The 24264-nt window shown below is 73.6% G+C and carries 12 protein-coding genes; 8 read left to right on the forward strand and 4 right to left on the reverse strand.

The window, feature by feature from the left end; translation table 11 throughout:
• The first annotated feature begins 346 nt into the window (after positions 1–346).
• Genes OG199_RS11530 through OG199_RS11560 form a run of 7 tightly spaced genes read left to right on the forward strand, consistent with a single transcriptional unit; the run spans position 347 to position 17372 of the window.
• Positions 347–7588, forward strand: a complete 7242-nt coding sequence (locus OG199_RS11530) for an SDR family NAD(P)-dependent oxidoreductase (protein WP_405829358.1) — start codon at positions 347–349, stop codon at positions 7586–7588.
• A gap of 5 nt (positions 7589–7593) precedes the next feature.
• Entirely contained in the window at positions 7594–12246 is a 4653-nt protein-coding gene (locus OG199_RS11535; protein WP_405829359.1) for a beta-ketoacyl synthase N-terminal-like domain-containing protein, read from the forward strand.
• A complete protein-coding gene (locus OG199_RS11540) occupies positions 12236–12589 on the forward strand; it encodes an acyl carrier protein (protein ID WP_401801091.1) in 354 nt (117 codons plus the stop codon). The genes OG199_RS11535 and OG199_RS11540 overlap by 11 nt, the downstream gene beginning before the upstream one ends.
• Positions 12586–13389: an alpha/beta hydrolase gene (locus OG199_RS11545; RefSeq protein ID WP_356803200.1), complete on the forward strand. Its 804-nt coding sequence runs from the start codon at positions 12586–12588 to the stop codon at positions 13387–13389. The genes OG199_RS11540 and OG199_RS11545 overlap by 4 nt, the downstream gene beginning before the upstream one ends.
• Entirely contained in the window at positions 13390–14691 is a 1302-nt protein-coding gene (locus OG199_RS11550) for a glycosyltransferase (RefSeq protein ID WP_405829361.1), read from the forward strand. It abuts the gene before it with no gap.
• Positions 14688–16523 (forward strand): ABC transporter ATP-binding protein, encoded by a 1836-nt coding sequence (locus OG199_RS11555; protein ID WP_405829363.1) that lies wholly within the window; start codon positions 14688–14690, stop codon positions 16521–16523. Before OG199_RS11550 ends, OG199_RS11555 begins: the two co-directional genes overlap by 4 nt.
• A gap of 54 nt (positions 16524–16577) precedes the next feature.
• The gene (locus OG199_RS11560; RefSeq protein ID WP_401801097.1) at positions 16578–17372 is read left to right on the forward strand and encodes a polysaccharide deacetylase family protein; all 795 of its coding nucleotides are present in this window, start codon (positions 16578–16580) and stop codon (positions 17370–17372) included.
• 55 nt (positions 17373–17427) lie between these two features.
• Here OG199_RS11560 and OG199_RS11565 read toward each other — a convergent pair whose 3' ends face one another.
• Positions 17428–18435, reverse strand: a complete 1008-nt coding sequence (locus OG199_RS11565) for a DUF2278 family protein (RefSeq protein ID WP_401801099.1) — start codon at positions 18433–18435, stop codon at positions 17428–17430.
• A gap of 124 nt (positions 18436–18559) precedes the next feature.
• Between OG199_RS11565 and OG199_RS11570 the strand changes: the two genes are divergently transcribed.
• Positions 18560–19033 (forward strand): SRPBCC family protein, encoded by a 474-nt coding sequence (locus tag OG199_RS11570; RefSeq protein WP_356803208.1) that lies wholly within the window; start codon positions 18560–18562, stop codon positions 19031–19033.
• A gap of 21 nt (positions 19034–19054) precedes the next feature.
• On the opposite strand, the gene OG199_RS11575 is transcribed toward OG199_RS11570, so the two are convergent.
• The 3 genes from OG199_RS11575 to OG199_RS11585 form a co-directional block, all read right to left on the reverse strand.
• Entirely contained in the window at positions 19055–20206 is a 1152-nt protein-coding gene (locus OG199_RS11575; protein WP_401801101.1) for an XdhC family protein, read from the reverse strand.
• Between the two features lie 50 nt (positions 20207–20256).
• The gene (locus OG199_RS11580) at positions 20257–21714 is read right to left on the reverse strand and encodes an NCS2 family permease (protein WP_356803212.1); all 1458 of its coding nucleotides are present in this window, start codon (positions 21712–21714) and stop codon (positions 20257–20259) included.
• Between the two features lie 166 nt (positions 21715–21880).
• Complete coding sequence (locus OG199_RS11585; RefSeq protein WP_401801105.1) at positions 21881–24262, reverse strand: xanthine dehydrogenase family protein molybdopterin-binding subunit; 2382 nt, start codon at positions 24260–24262, stop codon at positions 21881–21883.
• Positions 24263–24264 lie beyond the last annotated feature (2 nt).

The raw sequence follows: 24264 nt of genomic DNA on the forward strand, positions 1-24264 counted from the left end.
GGAAACAATACGTTTCCGCGCGAGCCCTCCAGTGCCCGGCTTTGACTTTTCGTCAGGAGTCATTTCCGCAGGCTGACCCAGTGGGCGACCAGCACCCGAACAGTGGTCGACCAACCGCTCAACTGCCCAGGAACAAAGCCTCTGTTGCCTGTCCACGCGGGAATCCGAAGCAGCCGTGTCAGCAGTGTTACGTCCGGTAAGACCTGCCTCCTTGAGAGTTTGACTTTCACCTGGATGCGCAATAAGCATGAGCGTGCTTCACATCGGCCGCGGCTTGTTGTGAAGCGCAAGCGCTCTCCGCTCTCCCCCACCATTCCTCACTCCCGTGTGATATTGGAGCGTTCGCGTGCCTGTGCCGAATATCGAAACGTCCGGCCCGCTTGCTGTCGACGACATCGTCATCGCCGTGAACCCGTTCGCCGTCCCGTCCGCACGGGTCACCGCCGCCGCCGTGCGCGCCGGTGGGCTCGGCGTGCTGGACCTCACCTCGGGCGGGCGCCGGGCAGCCGAGGAACTCGCGCTCGCCGGGGAATGGTCACCCGCGGGTTTCGGCGTACGGCTCCGCGACAACGCCGCCTTCCCCGCGCGGGAACTCCCCGCCGGTGTGCACACCGTCCTGCTGACCGAAGACGCCTCCTGCACCCCCGCGGACTTCCCCGGCCGTCGCGTGCTGGTCGAGGTGACCGGCCACGAGCAGGCGTTACGCGCCGCCGCGGCCGGCGCTCACGGGCTGATCGCCCGGGGCCACGAGGCAGGCGGCCCGGTGGGTGAGCTGAGCACCTTCGTCCTGGTGCAACAGTTGCTCGGCGACGAGACGTTCGACCTGCCGGTCTGGGCATGCGGCGGCGCCGGACCGTACACCGCGGCGGCCGTCGTGGCGGGCGGCGGCGCCGGGGTCGTCCTGGACACCCAACTCGCCCTCTTGGACGAGGCCGAGGCCGGGCTGCCCGCCGGGACCCGGGCCCTGCTGGCCGGGCTCGACGGCTCCGAGACCACCCTGGAGGCGGGCCGCCGCGTCGTACGCCGCCGGGGAGCCCCGGAGGGCGCTCCGGCCCCCGAGATCGGTCAGGACGGTTTCCTCGCGGCCCGCTTCCAGGAGCGCTGGGGCACCGTCCGCGCGGCCGTGCGAGGCGTGAGGGACGCCGTCCTCGGCGCCCTGAGGGACGCCGGTCCCACGCTCGGCACCGCCGGCGCGGGCAGCCGTGCCCTCGGGACCGAACTGCCGGTCGCGCAGGGGCCGATGACCCGGGTGAGCGACCAGGCCGCGTTCGCCGCGGAGGTGAGCGGACACGGCGCGCTCCCCTTCGTCGCGCTCGCGCTCTCCGGCGCCGAGCAGACCCGCGCCGTCCTGGAGCGGACCAGAAACACACTGGGTGACGCACCTTGGGGCGTCGGCGTCCTGGGCTTCGCGGACGAGGAGATCAAGGCCGCCCAACTCGCCGTCGTACGCGAGATCCGTCCCTCCCACGCGATCATCGCGGGCGGCCGTCCCGCACAGGCCGCCGCGCTGGAGGAGGCGGGCATCTCCACCTTCCTGCACGTGCCGTCCCCGGGCCTGCTGAGGCAGTTCCTGGACGCGGGCGCGCGCAAGTTCGTCTTCGAGGGCGCCGAGTGCGGCGGCCATGTCGGACCGCGCAACAGCTTCCCGCTGTGGGAGGCGCAGCTCGGCGTGCTCGACGACTTCCTCGCGGGCGCGAGGAACGGCACGGCGGCCGAACTGCAGCTGCTGTTCGCGGGCGGCGTGCACGACGAGCGGTCCACCGCGATGGTCACCGCCCTCGCCGCGCCGCTGAGCGCCCGAGGTGCCGCCGTCGGCGTGCTGATGGGCACGGCGTACCTGTTCACCGAGGAGGCGGTCAGCGCGGGCGCCGTGCTGCCGCTGTTCCAGCGCCAGGTGGTCGCCGCCGAGCGCACGGACCTGCTGGAGACCGCCCCGGGGCACGCCACCCGCTGCGTCCGCAGCCCGTTCACCGACGAGTTCGCCGCCGTCAAGGAGGGCCTGGCCGCCCGTGACGTGCCCGGTCGCGAGGCCTGGGAGCAGTTGGAGCGGCTCAACGTGGGCCGGCTGCGACTGGCCAGCAAGGGGATCGAGCGGGCCGGCGGCGAACTGCGCGAGGTGGGTGAGGAGAGACAGCTCGCCGAGGGCATGTTCATGGCCGGTGAGGTGGCCGTGCTGCGCTCGGCCGTCACCACCGTCGCCGCCCTGCACGCCTCGGTCACCACCGGGGCCGCCGCCTTCCTGACCGACCGGCTGGCAGCTCTCGGTCTCGGGGAACCGGCCGCCGCCCCCGCCCCCGAACCGCTGGACATCGCCGTCGTCGGCATGGCCTGCATGTTCCCCGGCGCCCCCGACCTCGCCACCTTCTGGGCCAATGTGCTGGCGGGCGAGGACGCCGTCACCGAGGTGCCCGCGACCCGCTGGGACGCCGGCCTGTACCACGCCGCCGACGGCTCCGGAACCGGCGAGAGGACGCCGTCCCGGTGGGGCGGTTTCCTCCCCGAGATACCCTTCGAGCCGCTGCGGTACGGGATACCGCCGGCCTCGCTGCCCGCCATCGAGCCCGTGCAACTGCTGGCCCTGGAGGCCGCCCGCCGGGCCCTGGACGACGCCGGCTACGGAAGCCGGCCCTTCGACCGGGCCCGCGCCTCGGTCGTGTTCGGCGCGGAGGCGGGCAGTGACCTGTCGAACGCCATGACCCTGCGGTCCGTGCTGCCCTCCTATCTCGGTACCGTGCCGCCCGCGCTGGACGCGCAGTTGCCGCGCCTGACCGAGGACTCCTTCCCCGGCATCCTCGCCAACGTCATCGCGGGCCGGATCGCCAACCGTCTCGACCTCGGTGGCGCCAACTACACCGTGGACGCCGCCTGCGCCTCCTCGCTCACCGCGGTCGACGTCGCCTGCAAGGAACTGACCGGCGGGACGAGCGACCTGGTGCTGTGCGGGGGCGCGGATCTGCACAACGGCATCAACGACTACCTGCTCTTCGCCTCCGCCCACGCCCTGTCGCCCTCCGGCCGCTCCGCGCCCTTCGACAGCGCCGCCGACGGCATCGCGCTCGGCGAGGGCGTCGGCTGCGTCGTCCTCAAACGGCTCACCGACGCCGAGCGCGACGGGGACCGGGTGTACGCGGTCATCAAGGGCGTCGGCAGCGCGAGTGACGGCCGGGCGCTGGGGCTGACCGCTCCCCGGCCCGAGGGCCAGTACAACGCGCTGACCCGGGCGTACCGCAACGCGGGTGTCTCGCCCGCCGAGGTCGGGCTCGTCGAGGCGCACGGCACCGGAACCGTCGTCGGCGACCGCACCGAACTCGGCGCGCTGACCCGGGTGTTCGAGGAGGCCGGTGCCGAGCCGGGGAGTTGTGCGCTGGGGTCGGTGAAGTCGCAGATCGGTCACACCAAGTGCGCCGCCGGGCTGGCCGGACTCATCAAGACCTCGCTGGCCCTGCACACCGGCGTACGGCCGCCGACCCTGCACCTCACCGAGCCGAACCCGGCCTGGGACGCGGGCAGCAGCCCGTTCGCCTTCCACACCGAGGCCCGGCCCTGGGCCGCCGCCCCGGCCGAACGCGTCGCCGGTGTCAGCGCCTTCGGCTTCGGCGGCACCAACTTCCACGTCGTGCTGCGCGCCCACGAGGACGGGCCGCCGCCGGTCACCGCCGCCCAGCAGTGGCCCGTCGAGCTGTTCACCTTCCGTGGCGCGGACCGGGCGGCCGCCGCACGTGCCGCCGCCGAGCTGCTCGCCCTGGTCGAGGCGGATCCCGGCCCCTACGAGCCGTGGCGACTGCGGGACTTCGCCCTCGCCGCGTCCCGGCGGGCCGAGGCCGCCGCGCCCCGAGGCCTTCCGGTACGCATCGCGCTGGTCGCCGCCTCCACCGCCGGGCTGAGAGACCTGCTGGGGCGGGCGGTGGCGGGCGAACACGCCCCGGAGGACGGCCTGTTCACCGCCATCCCGGAGGACGGCCTGTTCCCCGCGCCCCCGGACGCCGGCCCGTCCGCCCCCGCCCCGGACACCGGCCTCTCCGCCCCCGCCCCCGCCCCGGACGCCGCCGACGCCCCGCGGGCGGCCGCGGACCGGTCCGGTCCGGCCGGTGACGCGGCCGGCCCCGTACCGGGCGACGCGCGCGTCGCGATGCTCTTCCCCGGGCAGGGCAGCCAGCGGCCCGGAATGTTCGCGGAGCTGTTCGTGGCCTTTCCCGAGCTGCAGCGTCATCTGCGGCTCGACGAGGCGACGGCCCGCGTGCTCTTCCCGCCCGCGCCCTTCGACGAGGCGAGCCGCAAGGAACAGCGGGAGCGGATCACCGACACCGCACTCGCGCAGCCCGCGCTCGGTCTGACCTCACTCGCCGCCTTCCAGCTGCTGAGCAGGGCCGGGATACGTCCGGCGATGGCCGCGGGGCACAGCTACGGGGAGCTGGCGGCGCTGGCCGCGGCGGGTGTCCTGGCGCCCGGGGCTCTGTTGCGGGCCAGCCACGAGCGGGCCGCCGCCATCCTGGGTGCCACCGGGGGCGGCGACCCCGGCACCATGGCCGCCGTCACCGCGCCCGAGCCGGAGGTCGCGACGGCCCTGGTGGAGGCCGGCCTCCACGGAACGGTGGTGACGGCGAACCGCAACTCTCCCCGCCAGACGGTGATTTCGGGCCCCACCGAGGACGTGCTCAACGCCGTGGAGCGGCTGCGGGCCCGGGGACTGAGCGCCCAGCGCATCCCGGTGGCCTGCGCGTTCCACAGCCCGCTGGTCGCGACCGCCGGCGAACGGTTCGCCGAGGCGCTCGCCGAAGTCCCGCTGGAGGAGCCCGACTTCCCGGTCTGGTCCAACCGTACGGCCGACCGCTACCCGCGGACGCCTGGGGCGATCCGGGCCGAACTGGCGGCCCAGATCGGCGCGCCGGTCCGGTTCGCCGACCAGATCGAGGCGATGTACGAGGCCGGGGCCCGGGTGTTCGTCGAGGCCGGCCCCGGTTCGGTACTGACCCGGCTGGTGGGCGCGGTGCTCGGCGACCGGCCGCACCGCACGGTCGCCCTGGAGGACGACCGCCGCACCGGGCTCCCCGGGTTCCTCACCGCGCTCGCCCGGCTGGCCGTCGCCGGGGTGGACGTCAGGACCGGGTGGCTCTTCCAGGACCGGGACGCGCTCGACGCCGCCCGCGCCACGCGTCGCAGGCGCGCCGCCTGGACCGTGGACGGCCATCTGCTCCGTACCGCGGACGGTGTGATCCCCTCCGCCGCACTCCACCCCGCCGAGCGCGTCCCGGAGGCCCTCACGACCAGCAGCACCTCGCACGGACCGGCGCCCGTGACCGGCTCGGAGGCCCTGATCAGCGAGTTCCTGCGGACCAGCCGGGAGATGATCGCGGCGCAACGGGACGTGATGCTGGGGTATCTGGGCGCTGACCCGGGGGTGAGACCCGCCGCCCCCGTCGCGTACGCCAGCGCACCGACCCCGGTCACGTACGCCGACGCTCCCGTCACGGTGACCGCGCTGCCCGCCGCCGTCCCCGCGCCGGCCGAGGCCGTCGAGACAGCGGGCGGCTCGGTGCTGTCCGTCGTGCTGGAGGTCATCGGTGAGCGGACCGGCTATCCCGTCGACATGATCGAACCCGACCTCGACCTCGAAGCCGACCTCAGTGTCGACTCCATCAAGAGAGCCGAGATCGCCGGAGAACTCGCCGGCCGCCTCGGACTCACCACCACCGGCGACACCGGCACCGACATCGAAGAGCTCGCGAAGGCCCGTACCGCGGCCGCCATCACCGCCCTGGTGGAACGGGTGACCGGGACACGCGGTGCTCGGATGTCCGCCCCGGCCCAGGCTCCCGCCGGCGCCGGGGCCGATACCGCCCCCACCACCGAGACCGTCCTCGCCCTCGTGCTCGAAGTGATCGGTGAGCGCACCGGCTACCCCGTCGACATGATCGAACCCGACCTCGACCTCGAAGCCGACCTCAGCGTCGACTCCATCAAAAGAGCCGAGATCGCCGGAGAACTCGCCGGCCGCCTCGGACTCACCACCACCGGCGACACCGGCACCGACATCGAAGAGCTCGCGAAGGCCCGTACGGCCGCGAGCATCGCCGCGCTGGTCGCGGGCGTACGCGGCGAGGCGGCCGGGCCCGGTCCCGCGGAGGGCGGCCCGGTCTCCGCCGAACCCGTCGTCGTGGCGCCCAGGCGTTTCGTGATGCGGGAGTTCGACCTCGGTCCCGCACGATCCGTCTCCCCCGGCGACCAGTTGGCGGGGCACAGGTTCCTGCTGCTCGGCCGCGGACCGGTCGCCGAGGCGCTGACCGCCCGGCTGACCGCGCACGGTGCCCACGCGGTGACCGCCGGGGAGCCGCCCGCCGGTGCGCAGTTCGACGGACTCGTCCACCTCGTCGGCCCGGACTCCCCACCCGTCCTGCCGGACGCCTACCCGGTGTACCGGCAGGTGCTGGCCGGCGACCCGCGCTGGGTGCTGGCCGCGGGTGCCGCGGCGGGGCTGCGCGGCTTCTTCCGCTCCGTCGCGCGCGAGTACCCCGACACCGTGGCCCGGGTCGTCGAGCACACCCCCGGTACCGCGCCCGAGGACATCGCCGCCGATCTCGTCGCCGAACTCACCGCCCCCGACCGCGAACCGGTCGTGCTGCGCTCGCCCGGAGCCCGGCGCGCACTGCGCATGACCGAGGAGGGCCTCGGCCTGCTCGGGTCCACGGGCGCGGGGCCGGCCGGGGACGGTGCGGCCGAGGCCGCCGCGCTCGGCCTCGACACCACGTCGGTCGTCCTGCTGGTGGGCGGCGCCCGGGGCATCACCGCCCGGTTCGCCGCGACCTTGGCCGCCGCTAGCCGCTGCCGGATCGAGCTGTTCGGCCGCACCGCCCTGACCGAGGGCGAGCACGACCCCGCCGTCGCCGCCGCCCACGGCACGGACGAACTGCGGTCGGCGCTCATCGCGGGCGGGCTGCGCGTCCCCGCCGAGATCGAGCGGGCGATCGGCCGGATCCAGGCGGAACGCGAGGTGCGCTCCACCCTGCGCAGGCTGGCCGCGCTCGGTTCCGACGTCCGCTACCGCGCCGTGGACGCGCTGGACGGCGACGCCGTGCGCCGGGCGGTGAAGGAGATCCACGCCGAGCACGGCCGCCTGGACGGCGTCGTGTACGCGGCCGGCGTGATCGAGGACAAGCTGATCGCGGAGAAGAGCCCGGCGTCCTACGACCGGGTGTTCCGTACGAAGGTGGACGGCGCGCGCGAACTGCTCGACGCGGTCGTCGAGTTGCCCGACGGTCCACGGTTCGCCGTACTGTTCGGCAGCATCGCGGCGACCCTCGGCAACCGCGGCCAGAGCGACTACGCCGCCGCCAACGACGCCCTGGAGTCCCTCGGCGCCCGCTGGGCCGCGTCCGGCACGGACCGCCGGGGACTGACCGTCCACTGGGGTCCCTGGGCGCCGACCGGCGACGCCCACCACGGGATGGTCACCCCCGAGCTCATGCGGCACTACGCGGGCCGCGGGATCCAGCTCATCGACCCCGAGGAGGGCACGGGCAGCCTGCTGCGCGAGCTGGCGTGGGGGCCCGCGGCCGACACCGCCGTCGTCTACACCGCCTCGGGCTGGTGACCGGCGTGACGGACACGCGCGCCGAACCCGTCGCCATCGTCGGCATGGCGGTGCTCTTCCCCGGCGCCCCCGACCTCGCCGCCTACTGGCGCAACCTGGTCTCCGGCGTCGACGCGATCACCGACGTGCCGCAGGGCCGCTGGGACGCCGACGAGTACTACGCGCCCGGCGCGGAGCCCCGCGCGGACCGGGTCTACTGCCGGCGCGGCGGTTTCGTGGACGACCTGGCCGAGCTGGACGTCACCGAGTTCGGGATCATGCCGGCCGCGGTGCCCGCCACCGAGCCCGACCAGCTCATCGCGCTGCGGGTGGCCGCGCAGGCGCTCGCCGACGCGGGCGGCGCGGACCGGCTGCCCACCGACCGGCACCGGGTCGGCGTGGTGCTGGGCCGCGGCGGCTACCTCACCCCCGGCCTGGTCCGGCTCGACCAGCGGGTACGGACCGCGAGCCAGCTGGTACGGACCCTCGGCGAGCTGCTTCCCGACCTCGACTCCGCCCACTTGGAGTTGGTGCGGCAGGCGTTCACCGACCGGCTCGGTCCGGAGGCACCCGAGTCGTCGATCGGGCTGGTGCCCAACCTCGCCGCGTCCAGGCTGGCGGGCCGGCTCGACCTGCGCGGCCCCGCCTACACCGTGGACGCGGCCTGCGCCTCCTCGCTCATCGCCGTCGACCACGCGGTGCGCGAACTCGGCAGCGGGCGCTGCGACGTGATGCTGGCCGGCGGGGTGCACCACTGCCACGACATCACCTTCTGGAGCGTGTTCAGCCAGCTCGGCGCGCTCTCCCCGAGCGAGCGCATCCGGCCCTTCCACAAGGACGCGGACGGGGTGCTGATCGGGGAGGGCACCGGGGTGGTCGTCCTCAAGCGGCTCGCCGACGCCGAACGGGACGGCGACCGGGTCTACGCGGTGATCACCGGCACCGGTGTCGCCTCCGACGGACGGACCACCAGTCTGATGGCGCCCGACTCGGGCGGCCAGGTCCGCGCGGTCCGCCAGGCCTGGGAGGCCGCGGGGCTCGACCCGGCGGCACCCGGCTCGATCGGGCTCCTGGAGGCGCACGGCACCGCCACCCCGGCCGGCGACGGCACCGAACTCGCCACCGTCGCGGAGGTGTTCGGACCGCCACCGGGCGAGCGGGGCGATGCGGGACCGGCCGCTGAGGGGACGCCTCCCGCGGGATCCCCCGGCGGTACGCCCGATCGCCCGGCCGGCGGCCCGCCCCACGGACCGCGCGCCGTCATCGGCTCGGTGAAGTCGATGATCGGGCACACCATGCCCGCCGCGGGGATCGCCGGACTGATCAAGGCCGCACTCGCCGTCCACCACGGAGTGCTGCCGCCGACCCTGCACTGCGACGAACCGCATCCGGACCTGGCCCGCACCCGGTTCGCCCCCATCGGCACCGCCCGCCCCTGGCACACCGACGACCGGCAGCCGGTGCGCCGGGCCGCCGTCAACGCCTTCGGCTTCGGCGGCATCAACGCGCACGTGGTGCTCGAACAGGCGGCGGTCCGAAAAGCGGTCACGGCGTACGAGGTGCGCGAGCCGGAGCGGGTGCTGCGGCTGACCGCGCCGACGCCCGCCGCGATGGCGGCGCTGCTCGACCGCTCCGACTCGGCGCTGCTCGCCCTGGGCCTGGACGAACGGACCACCGCGCCCGCCGCCGATCCGGTACGGCTCGCCGTGGTCGGGCCCACCGCGAAACGACTGGCACTGGCCCGCAAGGCGGTCGCCAAGGGCAAGGGGTGGCGGGGCCGCAACGACGTGTGGTTCGTGCCACGGCCACTGCTGGGCCCGGGCGGCGGCCGGCTCGCGTTCGTCTTCCCCGGCCTCGAGGCCGAGTTCGCGCCCGACTGCGGTGACATCGCCGCCCACTTCGGGCTGCCCTGGTCCACGGCCGTCACCGACGCGACCGTGGGGCACGTGGGCCGGCAGGGCACCGGTGTCTTCGAGCTCGGGCGGCTCCTGGACGCGGCGCTGCGCCGGCTCGGCGTGGTACCGGACGCCCTCGCCGGGCACAGCCTGGGCGAGTGGACCGCGATGGCCGTCGCCGGGATCCATCCGCCCGACGAGGTCGACGCCTTCCTCGCCGACTTCGACCCGGACGCGCTGAGCGTGCCCGGACTGGTGTTCGCCGCGATCGGCGCCCCCGCCGGTCAGGTGCTGGCGGAGCTGGCCGGCCGTACGGACGTGGTCCTCTCGCACGACAACGCCCCCAACCAGTCGATGATCTGCGGCCCGGAGCCCGCCGTCGCCGCACTGGTCGGCGAGTTCCGCTCCCGAGCGGTGGTCTCGCAGATCCTGCCGTTCCGTTCCGGTTTCCACACCCCGATGCTGGAGCCCTACCTCGACCCGATCCGGAAGGCGTCCGAGGCCTACACCCTGCGCCCGGCCGCGCTGCCGCTGTGGTCCGCGACGACCGTCGCCCCGTACCCGGACGAACCGGCCGCGGTCCGCGAGCTGTTCGTCCGCCATCTGCTGGAACCGGTCCGCTTCCGGCCGTTGGTGGACACGATGTACGCGGCGGGCTTCCGCGCCTTCGTCCAGCTCGGCGCCGGACAGCTCGGGTCCCTCATCGGCGACACCCTGCACGGCCGTGACCACCTGGTGGTCCCCGCGCACTCCCCGCACCGTTCGGGCCTGCCCCAACTGCACCGGGTGGCGAGCGCGTTGTGGGCGGAAGGGGCATCGCCGGACCTCGCCCCGCTGCTCGGCGGCCCGCCGGGGACCGCCCCCGTCGCGGCCCGCTCCGGTCGCCGCGCGGCCCGTCCGGTCCGGCTGGACCTCGGCGGTGCGAACGTCTCCCTGGACCCGGTGACCCGTGACCGGGTGGCCGCCGCGCTGACCCGGCACCGCACCCCGGCCGCGACGCCCCGGGAACTGGGTGTTCTGGACGAACAGGGTTTGCTCGGGTCCGAGTTGTCCGCGCTGTTGCGGGACGCGACGGAGTTCGCCGCGGACGTGGTGACGGCGGGCCGCGCGGCGCGCCGGGGGTCCCCGCCGGCGGCCCGGGAGACCGGCGCACCCGTCCCTCGTACGACCACCCCGCCCCCGGGGCCCCGCCCGCTCGAAGCGACCCTGCGCGTCTCCGTCGAGACCATGCCGTACCTCCTCGACCACTGCTTCTTCCGGCAGCCCGCACAGGCCGACCCGGCCGACAGATGGCCGGTGGTCCCCGGTACCACCGTGATCGCCCACCTGATGGAGCACGCCGAACGGGCCGCCCCCGGCCGCCGTGCCGTCGCCGTCCACGACGTACGGCTGCACCAGTGGGTCACGGCGATCCCGGCCGTCGACATCCCCGTACGGATCGTGCCCGAGGGTCCGGACCGGGTGGCCGCCTCGCTCGGCCCCTACGCCCAGGCCGGCATCGAACTCGCCCCGGAACACGGTCGGTTCGCACCCGTGCGGCCCTGGACCTTTCCGACGGCCGAGGAGGAGCGGCCCGAACTCACCGCCGCCGAGCTCTACACGCGCCGCTGGATGTTCCACGGTCCCCTCTTCCAGGGCCTGAGCGAACTGACCGCGGTCGGCGACCGGCACGTACGCGGAGTGCTCGTCGCACCGCCCGCGCCCGGTGCCCTGCTGGACAACGTGGGACAGCTCCTCGGCTTCTGGATCATGTCCCGGCTGCCGGTGCGCACCACGGTCTTCCCGGTGGGGATGAAGGAGATCCGCTTCCACGGCCCGCATCCCGCCCCGGGCGAACGGCTGGAGTGCCTGATCCGGATCACGTCCGTCACCGACAGCACCCTCGAAGCCGACATGCAACTGGTCCACCAGGGCAGCGTGTGGGCCGAGTTCAGCGGCTGGCAGGACCGCCGTTTCGACAGCAACCCGTGGATCCGCGCGGTCGACCGGGAGCCCGAGCGGTACACGCTGTCACGGATGCAGCCCGGCGGCTGGGCCCTGCTCCATGAGGAGTGGCCCGATCTGGCCACCCGCGAGCTGATCATGCGGAACATCCTGGCGGGCGAGGAGCGCGCACAGTACGCGGCGCACGCACCTCGTGGCCGGCGGCAGTGGCTGCTCGGCCGGATCGCCGTCAAGGACGCGGTGCGCCACCTGCTGTGGGACCGTGGCACCGGCCCCGTCTACCCCGCCGAGGTCCGGGTGGGCAACGAGCCGACCGGCCGCCCCCGCGTGACCGGCGGCTACGGCAGGACACTGCCCGCGCTGCACGTCTCGATCGCGCACCGGGGGACGACCGCCGTGGCGATGGCCAGGACCGACGGGCCCTGCGGGATCGACATCGAGGAGGTCACCGACCGCCCCGCCGCCACCCTCGCCGTCGCCCTCACCGGCCGCGAGCGCGAACTGCTCGGGGCACTCGTCCAGCAGGCCGGGGCCGGGCGCGTGCCCGGTACCGAGCACGAGCCCGGCATCGAAGCCGGCGCCGAACGGCTCTGGTTCACCCGCTTCTGGGCCGCCAAGGAGGCCGTCGCGAAGGCACGCGGCACCGGACTGGGCGGCGAGCCCAGACGGTTCGAGGTCACCGCGGCGGACGACACCCGCCTGACCGTCCGCACCGCGGGCGAGGACCACCGCGTGCGGCACTGCGCGCTGACCGCCCCCCAGCCGTCCACGGGGCCCGGCACGGAGTACGTCGTGGCCTGGACGGCCGTCAACGACCAGGAGAGCCAAGATGACCACTGAACTCGAAGGCCCCCACCCGGACACGCAGCCGGCACGGAGCCCGGCGCCGGACGCGGCGACCGTCCTCGCGGACATCTCGGCCATCCTGCGCGTCGTGCTGGAGGAGTACGGGCTCGACGACTTCGAGATCACCATGGAGACGTCCTTCCACGACGACCTGGAGCTGGAGAGCATCGACCTCGTCACCCTCTCCGCCCAGCTGCGCGAGTTCTACGGCGAGCGTGTCAACTTCGCCGCGTTCATCGCCGACCGCGGGCTGGAGGAGATCATCGAGCTGACCGTCGGCGATCTCGTCGGCCATGTGGTGGACACGCTCGCCGTCGCGGAGGTGCGCCGACCGTGACGACGCTCCGGGTGAACGGCATCGACGTGCACGTCCAGCGGCTGGGGCACGACCCCGACGTCCCGCGTCCGGTCGTGGTGCTCATCCACGGCCTGCTCATCGACAGCCTCGCCAGCTACTACTTCAGCCTCGCGCCGCGGCTCGCCGAGGAGGGCATGGACGTCGTCATGTACGACCTGCGCGGGCACGGCAGGACGTCCCGGCCGCCGACCGGCTACCGGATGGAGGACTTCGTCCGCGACCTCGACGAACTGCTCGACGCGCTGGCGGTCGAGGGGCCGGTGCGGCTGGTCGGCAACTCCTTCGGCGGCGCCGTCGCCTACGCCATGGCCGCCGCGCACCCCGACCGGGTCGCCGGCGTCGTCGCGATCGAGGCCGAACCACCGGCCCGGGCCTGGGCGGAGAACATGTACGAGGGTCTCGTCGGGGAGCAGGGCGGCCAGGTCGTCCAGGAGGTCACCGAGTGGCTGCGGGAGAACCCGGGCGAGCGCAACGCCCGTCCGTTCCGGGCCGCGGGCAAGGTACTCGACGAGACGGCGCTCGCCCGGGAGATCCCGCTGAGCGGTCTGCTCGACGAGGATTTGTCCGCGATCCGCTGCCCGGTGCTCGCCGTCTTCGGCGGCGCGTCGAAGCTCAGCGCGCAGACCGGGATGCTGGAGGCCTCGCTCGCCGACTGCCGTACGGTCGTCCTGCCCGACCGCGGCCACTCGGTGCTGGTGGAGGCCACCGAGGAGACGTACGTCCTCGTCCGTGACTGGCTGCTGCGCCAGGAGGCGCACACGCTGCGGGAGGCCCGCTAGATGGGCAGGTTCCTGTTCGTGGTGCCGCCGCTGGTCGGGCACGTGAATCCGGCCGTGGGCACCGCGGCGGCGCTCGCGGCCCGCGGCCACGACATCGCCTGGGCGGGCCGTCCGGAACTGGTCCGCGGCCTCGCGGGGTCCGACGCCGTCGTCCACCCGTGCGCGCTCCCCGGCGACCTGCCGCCCCGGCCCGCCGATCTGAAGGGACCGGCCGCCTTCCGTTTCCTCTGGGAGAGCTTCCTCGTGCCGCTGGCCGAGGCCATGGCCCCCGGGGTGCGTACGGCGATCGGGGCGTACGACCCGGACGTCGTCGTCTGCGACCAGCAGGCGGTGGCGGGCGCGCTGGTCGCCGAGTCGCTCGGGCGGACCTGGGTGACGTCGGCCACCACCTCCGCCGAACTGGTCGACCCGCTGGCCGCCATGCCCAAGGTGGCCGCCTGGCTCGACGAGTTGCTCGCGGCGCTGCGCGACAGGGTCGGCGGCGCGGCGGGCGGGGCGGATCCGCGGTTCTCGCCGCACGGCGTGCTCGCGTACACCACCCGCGCGCTGCTCGGTCCGGTCGAACTCCCCGACCGGGTCTGGCTGGTGGGCCCCTCCGTCGCCGCCCGTCCGGCCGGCGGCGACGACTTCCCCTGGGAGTGGCTGGACGCCTCGGGGCCGCCCACCGTCCTGGTCACTCTCGGCACCGCCAACAACGACGCCGGTGCCCGCTTCCTGAACGCGGCCGCCGAGGCGCTGGGCGCCATGGGCGACCGGGTGCGGGCCGTCCTCGTCGATCCCGGCGGGCTCGTCGGGGGCGGGCTCCCCGGCCATCTCCTCGTACGCCCGCACGTTCCTCAACTCGCCCTGCTGGAAAGGCTCGACGCGGTGGTCTGTCACGCCGGGCACAACACCGTGTGCGAGGCGCTGTGGCACGGTGTCCCGCTGGTCGTGGCGCCGATCCGGGACGACCAGCCGATCGTGGCCGGCCAGGTCGTGGACGCGGGCGCCGGGGTGCGGCTGCGGTTCGGGCGCGCCGACGCGGCGAGGATCGGCGCCGCCGTCGACGCCGTGCTCGATCCGGCGGGGGGCCACCGCAAGGCGGCCGCGGCCGTCGGGGAGTCGTTCCGGGCGGCGGGCGGCAGCGAATCCGCCGCGGACCGCCTCGAGGCGGTGGCGGCCGGATCCGCCGGGGCCACCGGAGTCACGGGGGCCGCCGGGGTCATCGGACCCGACGGACCTCCCGGAACCACCGAGTCCACCGAGTTCACCGGAAACACCGGAGACACCCGAGACACCGGCGGCGAGGTGCGCGTCCCGTGACCGTCGAGAACCTGCCCGCCACTCCCCCGGGCTCGCTGTCCACCCTCGTCGGCTACGCGAGACCGCACTGGCGGGTGCTGCTGTTCTCCCTGTTCCTCACGCTGCTGGCCGGGATGTCGGGGCTGGCGCAGCCGAAGTTCGCGCAGGCGATCCTGGACCGGCTGGACGACGGCGGCAGCGTCGCGGCGCCGGTCGCGCTGCTCGCCGCGCTGCTGGTCGCGGGCGCCCTGCTCACCGGCCTCAACACCTGGCTCCAGCAACGCACTTCGGAGCGGGTGGTCCGGCAGGTGCGGCGCGGTCTCGTGCACCGGCTGATCCGGCTGCGGGTCTCCGAGCTGGACCGGCGGGCCCCGGGCGACCTCATCGCCCGCGTCACCTCCGACAGCACCCTGCTCAAGAGTGCCGCCACCGAGGGCCTGATCATGACGGTCAACGGCGTACTGACCTTCGCCGGTGCGCTGTTCATGATGGCGACGCTCGACGCGCGCCTGCTCGGCGTGACCCTGCTGGTACTGGCCCTGGTCGCGGTCGTGATCACCGTCGTACTGCCCCGGATCAGGGCCGCCGTGGCCCGCTCCCAGGCGTCCGTCGGCGCGGTCGGCGCCGTCCTCGACCGCACTCTCGGCGCGGCCCGCACGGTCAAGGCGAACGGCGCCGAGGGCCGCGAGACGCGCGCCGCCGAGGACGCCGTCGAGGAGGCGTACACGGCCGGGCTGGTCGGCGCCCGCTACGGCGCCCTGGTCGCCATGGTGGGCGGCGCCGCCATCCAGACGGCGTTCCTGGTCGTCCTGGGCGTGGGCGGCACCTTCGTCGCGAACGGCACGATGTCGGTCTCCGAACTGATCGCCTTCCTGCTGTACGTGTTCTTCCTGGCGAGCCCCCTCTCGCAGCTGGTCGGCGGGGCCGCCCAGCTCCAGCAGGGACTCGGCGCGGTGGGCAGGATCCAGGAGGCGTACGGGCTGCCGGCCGAGGACGACATCGAGGCGCCGCCCGCCTCCGTCCCGGAGCACGCCGTCGCGCCCGCCGTCGAGCTGAGCGGGGTCGAGTTCGCCTACCCCGGCCGGGCGCCCGCCCTGCGCGGTGTCGGCTTCACCGTCCCCGGCGGCACCCGGACCGCGCTCGTCGGTCTCTCGGGAGCCGGCAAGACCACCCTGTTCTCGCTGCTCCAGCGCTTCTACGAACCGACCGCGGGCACCATCAGGATCGGCGGCGAGGACATCTCCGCGCTGCCGCGCGCCGAGGTGCGGCGCCGGATCGCGTACGTCGAGCAGGACTCCCCCGTGATGGCCGGCACGCTCCGCGAGAACCTGGTGTACGCGGCACCCTCGGCGACCCCGCGGCAGCTGGCGGAGGTGCTGGCCCTGACCCGTCTCGACGCTCTGGTCGCGCGCCTGCCGCAGGGGGTGGAGACAGCCGTCGGTCCGCGCGGTGTGACCCTGTCGGGCGGTGAGCGCCAGCGCCTCGCCATCGCCCGCGCCCTGCTGCGCCGCCCTCAGGTGCTGCTGCTCGACGAGGCGACGGCCCAGCTCGACGCCCGCAACGAACAGGCCTTGGGTGAGCTCGTCGCGCGCGCGGCGGGCCGGTGCACGGTGCTGCTGATCGCCCACCGGCTGTCCACGGTCACCGACGCCGACCAGATCGTGGTCCTGGACCACGGCGAGGTCCGCGCCGTGGGCACCCACGACTCCCTGGTCGACGACGACACCCTCTACCGCGAACTGGCCGCCACACAGCTGCCGGCGGCCGGGCCCCCGGCGCCCGCGCCGGCCGGTCCGGTCGGCGCGGCGTCAGCCGGTACGCGGGCCGGCACATCGGTGGCGGGTGCCCCGTGACGAGCACCCCACCCCCTATACATCGCGTGTATACACCATCTGTATAGTCGCGGCATGCCTTTTCTGACCAGCAAGACGAAGAGATCGCGCCCCGGGTTCCGTTCGGCGGCCGCCCTTGTGACGGCCGCCGCGCTCGCCCTGCCGCTGACGGGGTGCACCACCGTCCGCACCACCGCACCGGCGGCCGCCCGCGCGCAGACCGCGTCCGACGGCAAAGCCGCCGGCCGGTTCGGGACCGTGGACTGCCGTGAGGCCAAGTGCATCGCGCTGACCTTCGACGCCGGACCGAGCGAGCACTCGGCCGAGCTGCTGGACATCCTCAAGGACAAGAAGGTCCCTGCCACCTTCTTCCTGCTCGGCAAACGGCACATCGAGAAGTATCCGGAGCTGGTCCGGCGGATGGCGGCCGAGGGCCACGAGGTCGCCAGCCACACCTGGGACCACAAGATCCTGACCCGGATCGAACCGGACGAGATACGCGCGGAACTGCGACGGCCGAACGACGCGATAGAGAAGCTCACCGGGCGCCGGCCCACGCTCATGCGGCCGCCGCAGGGACGGACCGACGACACCGTGCAGAAGATCTGCCGGGAGATGGGTCTCTCGGAGGTGCTGTGGAGCGTGACCGCCAAGGACTACAAGACGTACGACCCCAAGGTCATACAGGAGCGCGTCCTGAAGCAGTCGACCCGGGACGGGATCATCCTGCTGCACGACCTCTACCCGGGCACCGTGCCCGCGGTGCCCGGGATCATCGACGCGCTCAAGGAGCGGGGGTACGTGTTCGTGACCGTGCCCCAGCTGCTGGCGCCCGGGAAGCCGAAGCCGGGCACGGTCTACCGGCCCTGACGGAGCCCGGGTCCGTCCCTTACCGAGCGGGACGGGACGGGAACCGCAGGATTTCTCAGAAGACGACGGTCCATCCCTCCCGCCCGGACTGCTGTGCCGTGTACGAGACACCGTGGACCTTGAGGCCGTGCGCGTCGAGCAGGGTGATCACGCCGCCCTGGTTGCCCAGCTGGACGCCGTCCGTGAGCGGAACCACCAGACACGCACCGGGGGCGAGCGGGCCGGGCGGCACCGCGCAGCCGTGGTCGAGCCGGTCGGCGAGGCGCCAGCCGGTGAGGTCGAGCGGATCGGGCGAGGCGTTGAGGAGTGTGACGGTCTCGGACTCGGGGGCCGGGCCCCGCGGATTGACCAGGGCCGCCAGGATACGCACCGGCCCGGCGTCCGGATCGGGACGGGAGCCGTCCACGGGGAGGGTGTGACCGGTGATGTCGTCGGTGTGCCAGGACTGGCTCTGGAAGGCGAGGAAGATGCCGACCCACCGGGACTGTGCCGGGAAGTGGAGGAGCAGCCCGCCGTCCTGCCGGACGCCGTCGTCGCCCTGGAAGCGCGCGCTGTTGCCCTGGTTCATATGGATGTCGTGGACGCCGTTCCCGGGCAGGAAGCCGAAGACCTTGTCGCGGACGGCGGGCTCGGGCCCGAAGCGCTCGCCGAACACGTACATCCGGGCGGCCGGATCGGCCACCGCGCGCTGGACGTAGTGGTCGAGCAGGTCGGCCAGGTCGTTGTCGGGGCCCTGCGCGTCCGGGGGCAGCGAACGCATCGCCGCCGGGTCGAAGAGGTTGCCGCGCACGAAGTCCAGGTTCGGGCCGCCCGGCCCCGGCGGCAGGGTGTTCCAGCCGGACGCCAGGCTCTCCAGGTCCGCCGTGACCGGATGCCGCAGGTCGTCGGCGACCAGGTAGAGCAGCTCGGAGGGCTCCTCCTGGGACCGTACGTTGACCGCCGCCCGGTAGTGCGTCCCCCGGTCGTCCGTCAGATGGACCTGGTAGTGCGGGGTGTCGGTGGAGCCCTCGCGCCGGGCGTCGACCGCCCGGGTGATCAGTACGCCGTAGGCCTTCAATGGCATGTCGGTCAACTCCCCCTGGAGACACTGCGGTTGGCCGTGCGTGAGGGAATGGTAGGACCACGGCGTCCGATTTCGTCCGGCTGCGCGGGAATGCGTCCGGCGTGCGGCCGCCTACGATCGCCCCGTGGTCCTCTTCCTGCTGGAACGCGTGTCCCCGGCTCCCCCCGCCGAGGCCTGGCGCCGCCTCACCGAGTGGCCCCGGCACGCGGAGGTCGTGCCGCTGACCCGGGTCGGCGTGGTCACCCCGCCGCCGACGCGCGAGGGCACGGTGTTCGTCGCCCGGTCGGGGGTGGGGCCGCTGGCGTTCGACGACCCGATGGAGGTCGTGACGTGGCAGCCGCCCCGGGGAGGGGACGCGGGGCGGTGCCGGCTGGTCAAGCACGGCACGTTCGTCACGGGGTGGGCCGAGATCGAGGTGCGTCCGGCGGCCGGCGGGGGTTCGCGGGTGCTGTGGCGGGAGGATCTGCGCGTGCGGGGGCTGCCCGGGATCTGCGACCGCCCGCTGGCGTGGGCGGGTCGGTGGATGTTCGGGCGGGCGGTGGACGGGCTGTTGCGCGAGCCCGTCCCGCGGCGGCCCCCGGAGCCGCCCTCGCCGTGACCGCCCGGGGTACCGGCCCGGTCAGGCGACCGACCCGATCCGGCGGCCCGGAACGGACGTCGCGTCGTGGTGGATCGGCGTGTGCGCCCCGGTGAGGGAGACACCGCTGCCGCCGCGCCTGCCGGCCACGATCTCCGAGGCGATGGACAGAGCCGTCTCCTCGGGGGTGCGGGCGCCCAGGTCGAGGCCGATGGGCGACCGGAGGCGGGCGAGCTCCAGCTCCGTGACGCCGACCTCGCGCAGCCGCTCGTTGCGGTCCAGATGCGTCCGCCGGGATCCCATCGCGCCGACGTACGCGACCGGCAGGCGCAGCGCGAGCCGGAGCAGGGGTACGTCGAACTTGGCGTCGTGGGTGAGGACGCACAGGACCGTCCGCGCGTCGACCTGGGTGCGCTCCAGGTATCGGTGGGGCCATTCCACGACGATCTCGTCGGCGTCGGGGAAGCGGCCGGGGGTCGCGAAGACCGGGCGGGCGTCGCAGACCGTCACGTGGTAGCCGAGGAACTTGCCGATGCGGACCAGTGCCGACGCGAAGTCGATCGCACCGAAGACGATCATCCGAGGAGGCGGTACCGAGGACTCCACCAGAACCGTGAGCGGTGCTCCGCAACGAGAGCCCTGCTCACCGATCTCCAGGGTCCCGGTGCGGCCCGCGTCCAGGAGGGCGCCCGCCTCGCCGACCACGGTCCGGTCGAGCTCCGGGTGGGCGCCGAGGCCGCCCTCGTACGAGCCGTCGGGGCGGACGAGCAGCGCGCGCCCCAGCAGTTGCGCGGGGCCGCTCACGATCCGCGCGAGGGCCGCGGCTTCTCCCTTCACGGCGGCGGCCAGCGCGGACGCCACGACCTCCCGGGCCCGGCCGCCCGTCCGTACCGGGGTGACGAGGATGTCGATCACGCCGCCGCACGTCAGACCGACGGCGAAGGCGTCCTCGTCGCTGTAGCCGAAGCGCTCCAGGACGGTCTCGCCGTCCTCGAGCGCCTGCCGGCACAGTTCGTAGACCGCGCCCTCCACGCAGCCGCCGGACACCGAGCCGATCGCCGTGCCGTCGGTGTCGACGGCGAGCGCGGCGCCGGGCTGGCGGGGTGCGCTGCCGCCGACGGCCACCACGGTGGCGACGGCGAAGTCGCGTCCCTGCCCGACCCACCGGTGCAGCTCCTCGGCGATGTCCAGCATGTCTCGGTCTCCTTCGGCAGCGGTTGCGGGGAGGGCCTCGTGGCGGGCGTCTAGTGGACGCCCATCCAGCTCTCGATGGGGTGGAGGGCGTAGAAGACGAGGAAGATCACCGTCAGGCCCCACATGAATGCCCCGATCTCCCGGGCCTTGCCCTGGGCGACCTTGATGGCGACGTACGAGAGGACTCCGGCCGCGACGCCCGCGGTGATGGAGTACGTGAACGGCATGATCACGACGGTGAGGAAGACCGGGATCGCCGTGGCGCGGTCGGCCCAGTCGACGTGCCGGGCGTTCATCATCATCATGGCGCCGATGACGACCAGCGCCGCCGCCGCGACCTCGCCGGGGACGATCGCCGTCAGTGGGGTGAAGAAGAGGCAGGCGGCGAAGAACAGGCCGGTGATCACGGAGGAGAGGCCGGTGCGCGCGCCCTCGCCGACCCCCGTCGCGGACTCGACGAACACCGTCTGGCCGGAGGCGCCGGCGACCCCGCCGACCGCTCCGCCCGCGCCGTCGATGAACAGCGCCTTGGACAGACCCGGCATCCGGCCCTGCGCGTCGGCCAGTCCGGCCTCCGTGCCGACGCCGATGATGGTGGCCATCGCGTCGAAGAACCCGGCGAGGACGAGAGTGAAGACGATCATGCCGACCGTCATCGCGCCCACGTCGCCCCAGCCGCCGAACTCGACGTCGCCGAAGAGCGAGAAGTCCGGCATGGAGACGGCGCTGCCGTGCAGTTCGGGCGCGCCGCTCGCCCACTGCCCGGGAGCGATGACGCCGAGGGTGTTGAGGAGCACGGCCAGTACGGTGCCGCCGACGATGCCGATCAGGATGGCACCGGGGACGCCGCGCGCCTGGAGCATGAAGATGGCGAGCAGGGTCGCCGCGAAGAGCAGCACCGGCCAGCCGGCGAGTTCCCCGGTCGCGCCGAGGGTGACCGGGGTGGCCTTGCCCTGGTGCACGAAGCCGGCCTTGTAGAAGCCGATGAGCGCGACGAACAGGCCGATGCCCATGGTGATCGCGTGCTTCAGCGCGAGCGGTATCGCGTTCATGATCATCTCACGCAGGCCGGTGACGACGAGCAGCATGATGACCACGCCGTACAGCACGCACATGCCCATGGCCTGCGGCCAGGTCATCTGCGGGGCGACCTGGGAGGAGAGCACTCCGGAGACGGAGAGTCCGGCGGCGAGGGCGAGCGGCACCTTGCCGACGAAGCCCATCAGGAGGGTGCTGAAGGCCGCGGCGAACGCGGTCGCGGTGATCAGTGCCTGCTGGCCGAGCGTGTTCCCCGCCGCGTCCTTGCCGGACAGGATCAGGGGGTTGAGGAGGAGGATGTACGCCATCGCCATGAAGGTGGTGACGCCGCCGCGCACCTCGCGCGCGACGGTCGATCCCCGCCGGGTGATGTGAAAGTAGCGGTCGAGCCAGGACCGTCCGGCCGGGACGCGGGTACCCGCACCCGCGTCGTCGGCGACGGTCCTGGGCTCCACTGACTGGTGGGTCATGGTGCCAACTCCCAAGGTTCACAGGGGCACCCGCGTCGGCCGCCGGCGGCAGCAGAGGTCAACCGCCGTTGCGGCTGCGGGATTTGGGAAGGTGCACGACCCGGGGGACGGCCCGAGACGAACGAAGGGGTTACGGGGGGAGCAAGTCCCGCCCGGTCCCTGGGGGTTACTTGCCGGTGAGATGCTCGGGCCGTACCGGCGTCCGGTTGAGCTCCAGCCCCGTCGCGTTCCGGATCGCCGCGAGGACGGCCGGGGTGGACGACAGGGTGGGGGCCTCGCCGATGCCGCGGAGCCCGTACGGGGCGTGGTCGTCGGCGAGTTCGAGCACGTCGACCGGGATGGTCGGCGTGTCGAGGATCGTGGGGATCAGGTAGTCCGTGAAGGAGGGGTTGCGCACCTTCGCGGTGACGGGGTCGACGATGATCTCCTCCATGACCGCGATGCCGAGGCCCTGGGTGGTGCCGCCCTGGATCTGGCCGACCACCGACAGCGGGTTGAGCGCCTTGCCGACGTCCTGGGCGCAGGCCAGTTCGATGACCTTGACCAGGCCGAGTTCGGTGTCGACCTCGACGACGGCGCGGTGCGCGGCGAACGAGTACTGGACGTGGCCGAAGCCCTGTCCGGTGCGCAGGTCGAAGGGTTCCGTCGGACGGTGCCGCCACTCGGCCTCGATCTCGACGGCCTCGTCCTCCAGCACGTCCGCCAGATCGGCGAGCACCTCGCCCGCGTCGGTGACGACCTTGCCGCCCTCCAGCAGCAGTTCCGCCGTCGCCCACGCCGGGTGGTACGTGCCGAACTTGCGGCGGCCCCTCTCCAGGACCTTCTCGCGCACCAGCTCGCAGGAGTTCCTGACGGCGCCGCCGGTGACGTACGTCTGACGCGACGCGGACGTCGAACCGGCGCTGCCCACCTGGGTGTCGGCGGGGTGGATGGTCACCTGCGCGACACCGAGCTCGGTGCGGGCGATCTGCGCGTGGACGGTGACGCCGCCCTGGCCGACCTCCGCCATCGCGGTGTGCACGGTCGCGACCGGCTCGCCGCCCACCACCTCCATGCGGACCTTGGCCGTCGAGTAGTCGTCGAAGCCCTCGGAGAAGCCGACGTTCTTGATGCCGACGGCGTAGCCGACACCCCGCACGACGCCCTCGCCGTGCGTGGTGTTGGACAGGCCGCCCGGCAGCTGCCGTACGTCGGCCCCCTCGGAGCTCTCCCACTGGCGCTCCGGCGGCAGCGGCATCGCCTTGACGCGGCGCAGCAGTTCGGCGACCGGGGCCGGCGAGTCGACGGGCTGTCCGGTCGGCAGCAGGGTGCCCTGCTCCATCGCGTTGAGCTGCCGGAAGGCGACCCGGTCCATGCCGACCGCGTCCGCGAGCCTGTCCATCTGGGCCTCGTACGCGAAGCACGCCTGGACCGCGCCGAAGCCGCGCATCGCGCCGCAGGGAGGGTTGTTGGTGTAGAGCGCGATGGCCTCGATGTCGACGTCCTCGACGACGTACGGGCCGACGCTCAGCGAGGAGGCGTTGCCGACGACCGCCGGGGAGGCGGACGCGTAGGCGCCGCCGTCCAGCACGATACGGGCCCTCATGTGCGTGAGCTTGCCGTCCCTGGTCGCCCCGTGCTCGTAGTACAGCTTCGCGGGGTGGCGGTGGACGTGTCCGAAGAAGGACTCGAAGCGGTTGTAGACGATCTTGACGGGCTTGCCGGTGCGCAGGGCCAGCAGGCAGGCGTGGATCTGCATCGACAGGTCCTCGCGGCCGCCGAAGGCGCCGCCGACGCCGGAGAGCGTCATCCGGACCTTGTCCTCGGGCAGGCCGAGGACGGGGGCGATCTGCTTGAGGTCCGAGTGCAGCCACTGGGTGGCGATGTACAGCTCGACGCCGCCGTCCTCGGCGGGCACCGCGAGCCCGGACTCCGGGCCGAGGAAGGCCTGGTCCTGCATGCCGAAGGTGTACTCGCCCTTGACGACGAAGTCGGCCTTCCTCGCGGCCGCTTCGACGTCGCCGCGGACGATCGGCTGCCGGTGCACGATGTTCGGGTGCGGGACGTGCCCGATGTGGTGGTCGTCGCGGCCCTCGTGGACGAGGATCGCGCCGGGCGCGGTCGCGGACGCCTCGTCCGTGATGACCGGCAGCTCCTTGTACTCCACCTTGATCTTGGCGGCGGCGCGGCGCGCGGTCTCCGGGTGGTCGGCGGCGACGATCGCGACCGGCTCGCCGTGATGGCGGACCTTGCCGTGCGCGAGGACCGGGGTGTCCCGGATCTCCAGGCCGTAGGTCTTCACCTCGGTGGGCAGGTCGTCGTAGGTCAGGACCGCGTAGACGCCGGGCTGCGCGAGGGCCTCGGAGGTGTCGATCGACAGGATCTCCGCGTGGGCGACCGGGGAGCGCAGGATCTGGCCCCACAGCATGTCCTCGTGCCACATGTCGGACGAGTACGCGAACTCGCCGGTGACCTTGAGGATGCCGTCCGGGCGGAGCGTGGACTCGCCGATGCCGCCCTTGGACTCGGTGCCCTGGGTGATCTTGGTGGGTGTGCCGGTGGTTCCCATGG

It is taken from the genome of Streptomyces sp. NBC_01176, from assembly GCF_045039825.1.
Classification (GTDB): Bacteria; Actinomycetota; Actinomycetes; order Streptomycetales; family Streptomycetaceae; genus Streptomyces.

Coding starts and splice junctions, on each gene's coding strand:
- OG199_RS11565 (WP_401801099.1), bottom strand. CDS start 18,435: ATGCCATTGAAGGCCTACGGCGTACTGATCACCCGGGCGGTCGACGCC.
- OG199_RS11585 (WP_401801105.1), bottom strand. CDS start 24,262: ATGGGAACCACCGGCACACCCACCAAGATCACCCAGGGCACCGAGTCC.
- OG199_RS11540 (WP_401801091.1), top strand. CDS start 12,236: ATGACCACTGAACTCGAAGGCCCCCACCCGGACACGCAGCCGGCACGG.
- OG199_RS11580 (WP_356803212.1), bottom strand. CDS start 21,714: ATGACCCACCAGTCAGTGGAGCCCAGGACCGTCGCCGACGACGCGGGT.
- OG199_RS11550 (WP_405829361.1), top strand. CDS start 13,390: ATGGGCAGGTTCCTGTTCGTGGTGCCGCCGCTGGTCGGGCACGTGAAT.
- OG199_RS11560 (WP_401801097.1), top strand. CDS start 16,578: ATGCCTTTTCTGACCAGCAAGACGAAGAGATCGCGCCCCGGGTTCCGT.
- OG199_RS11575 (WP_401801101.1), bottom strand. CDS start 20,206: ATGCTGGACATCGCCGAGGAGCTGCACCGGTGGGTCGGGCAGGGACGC.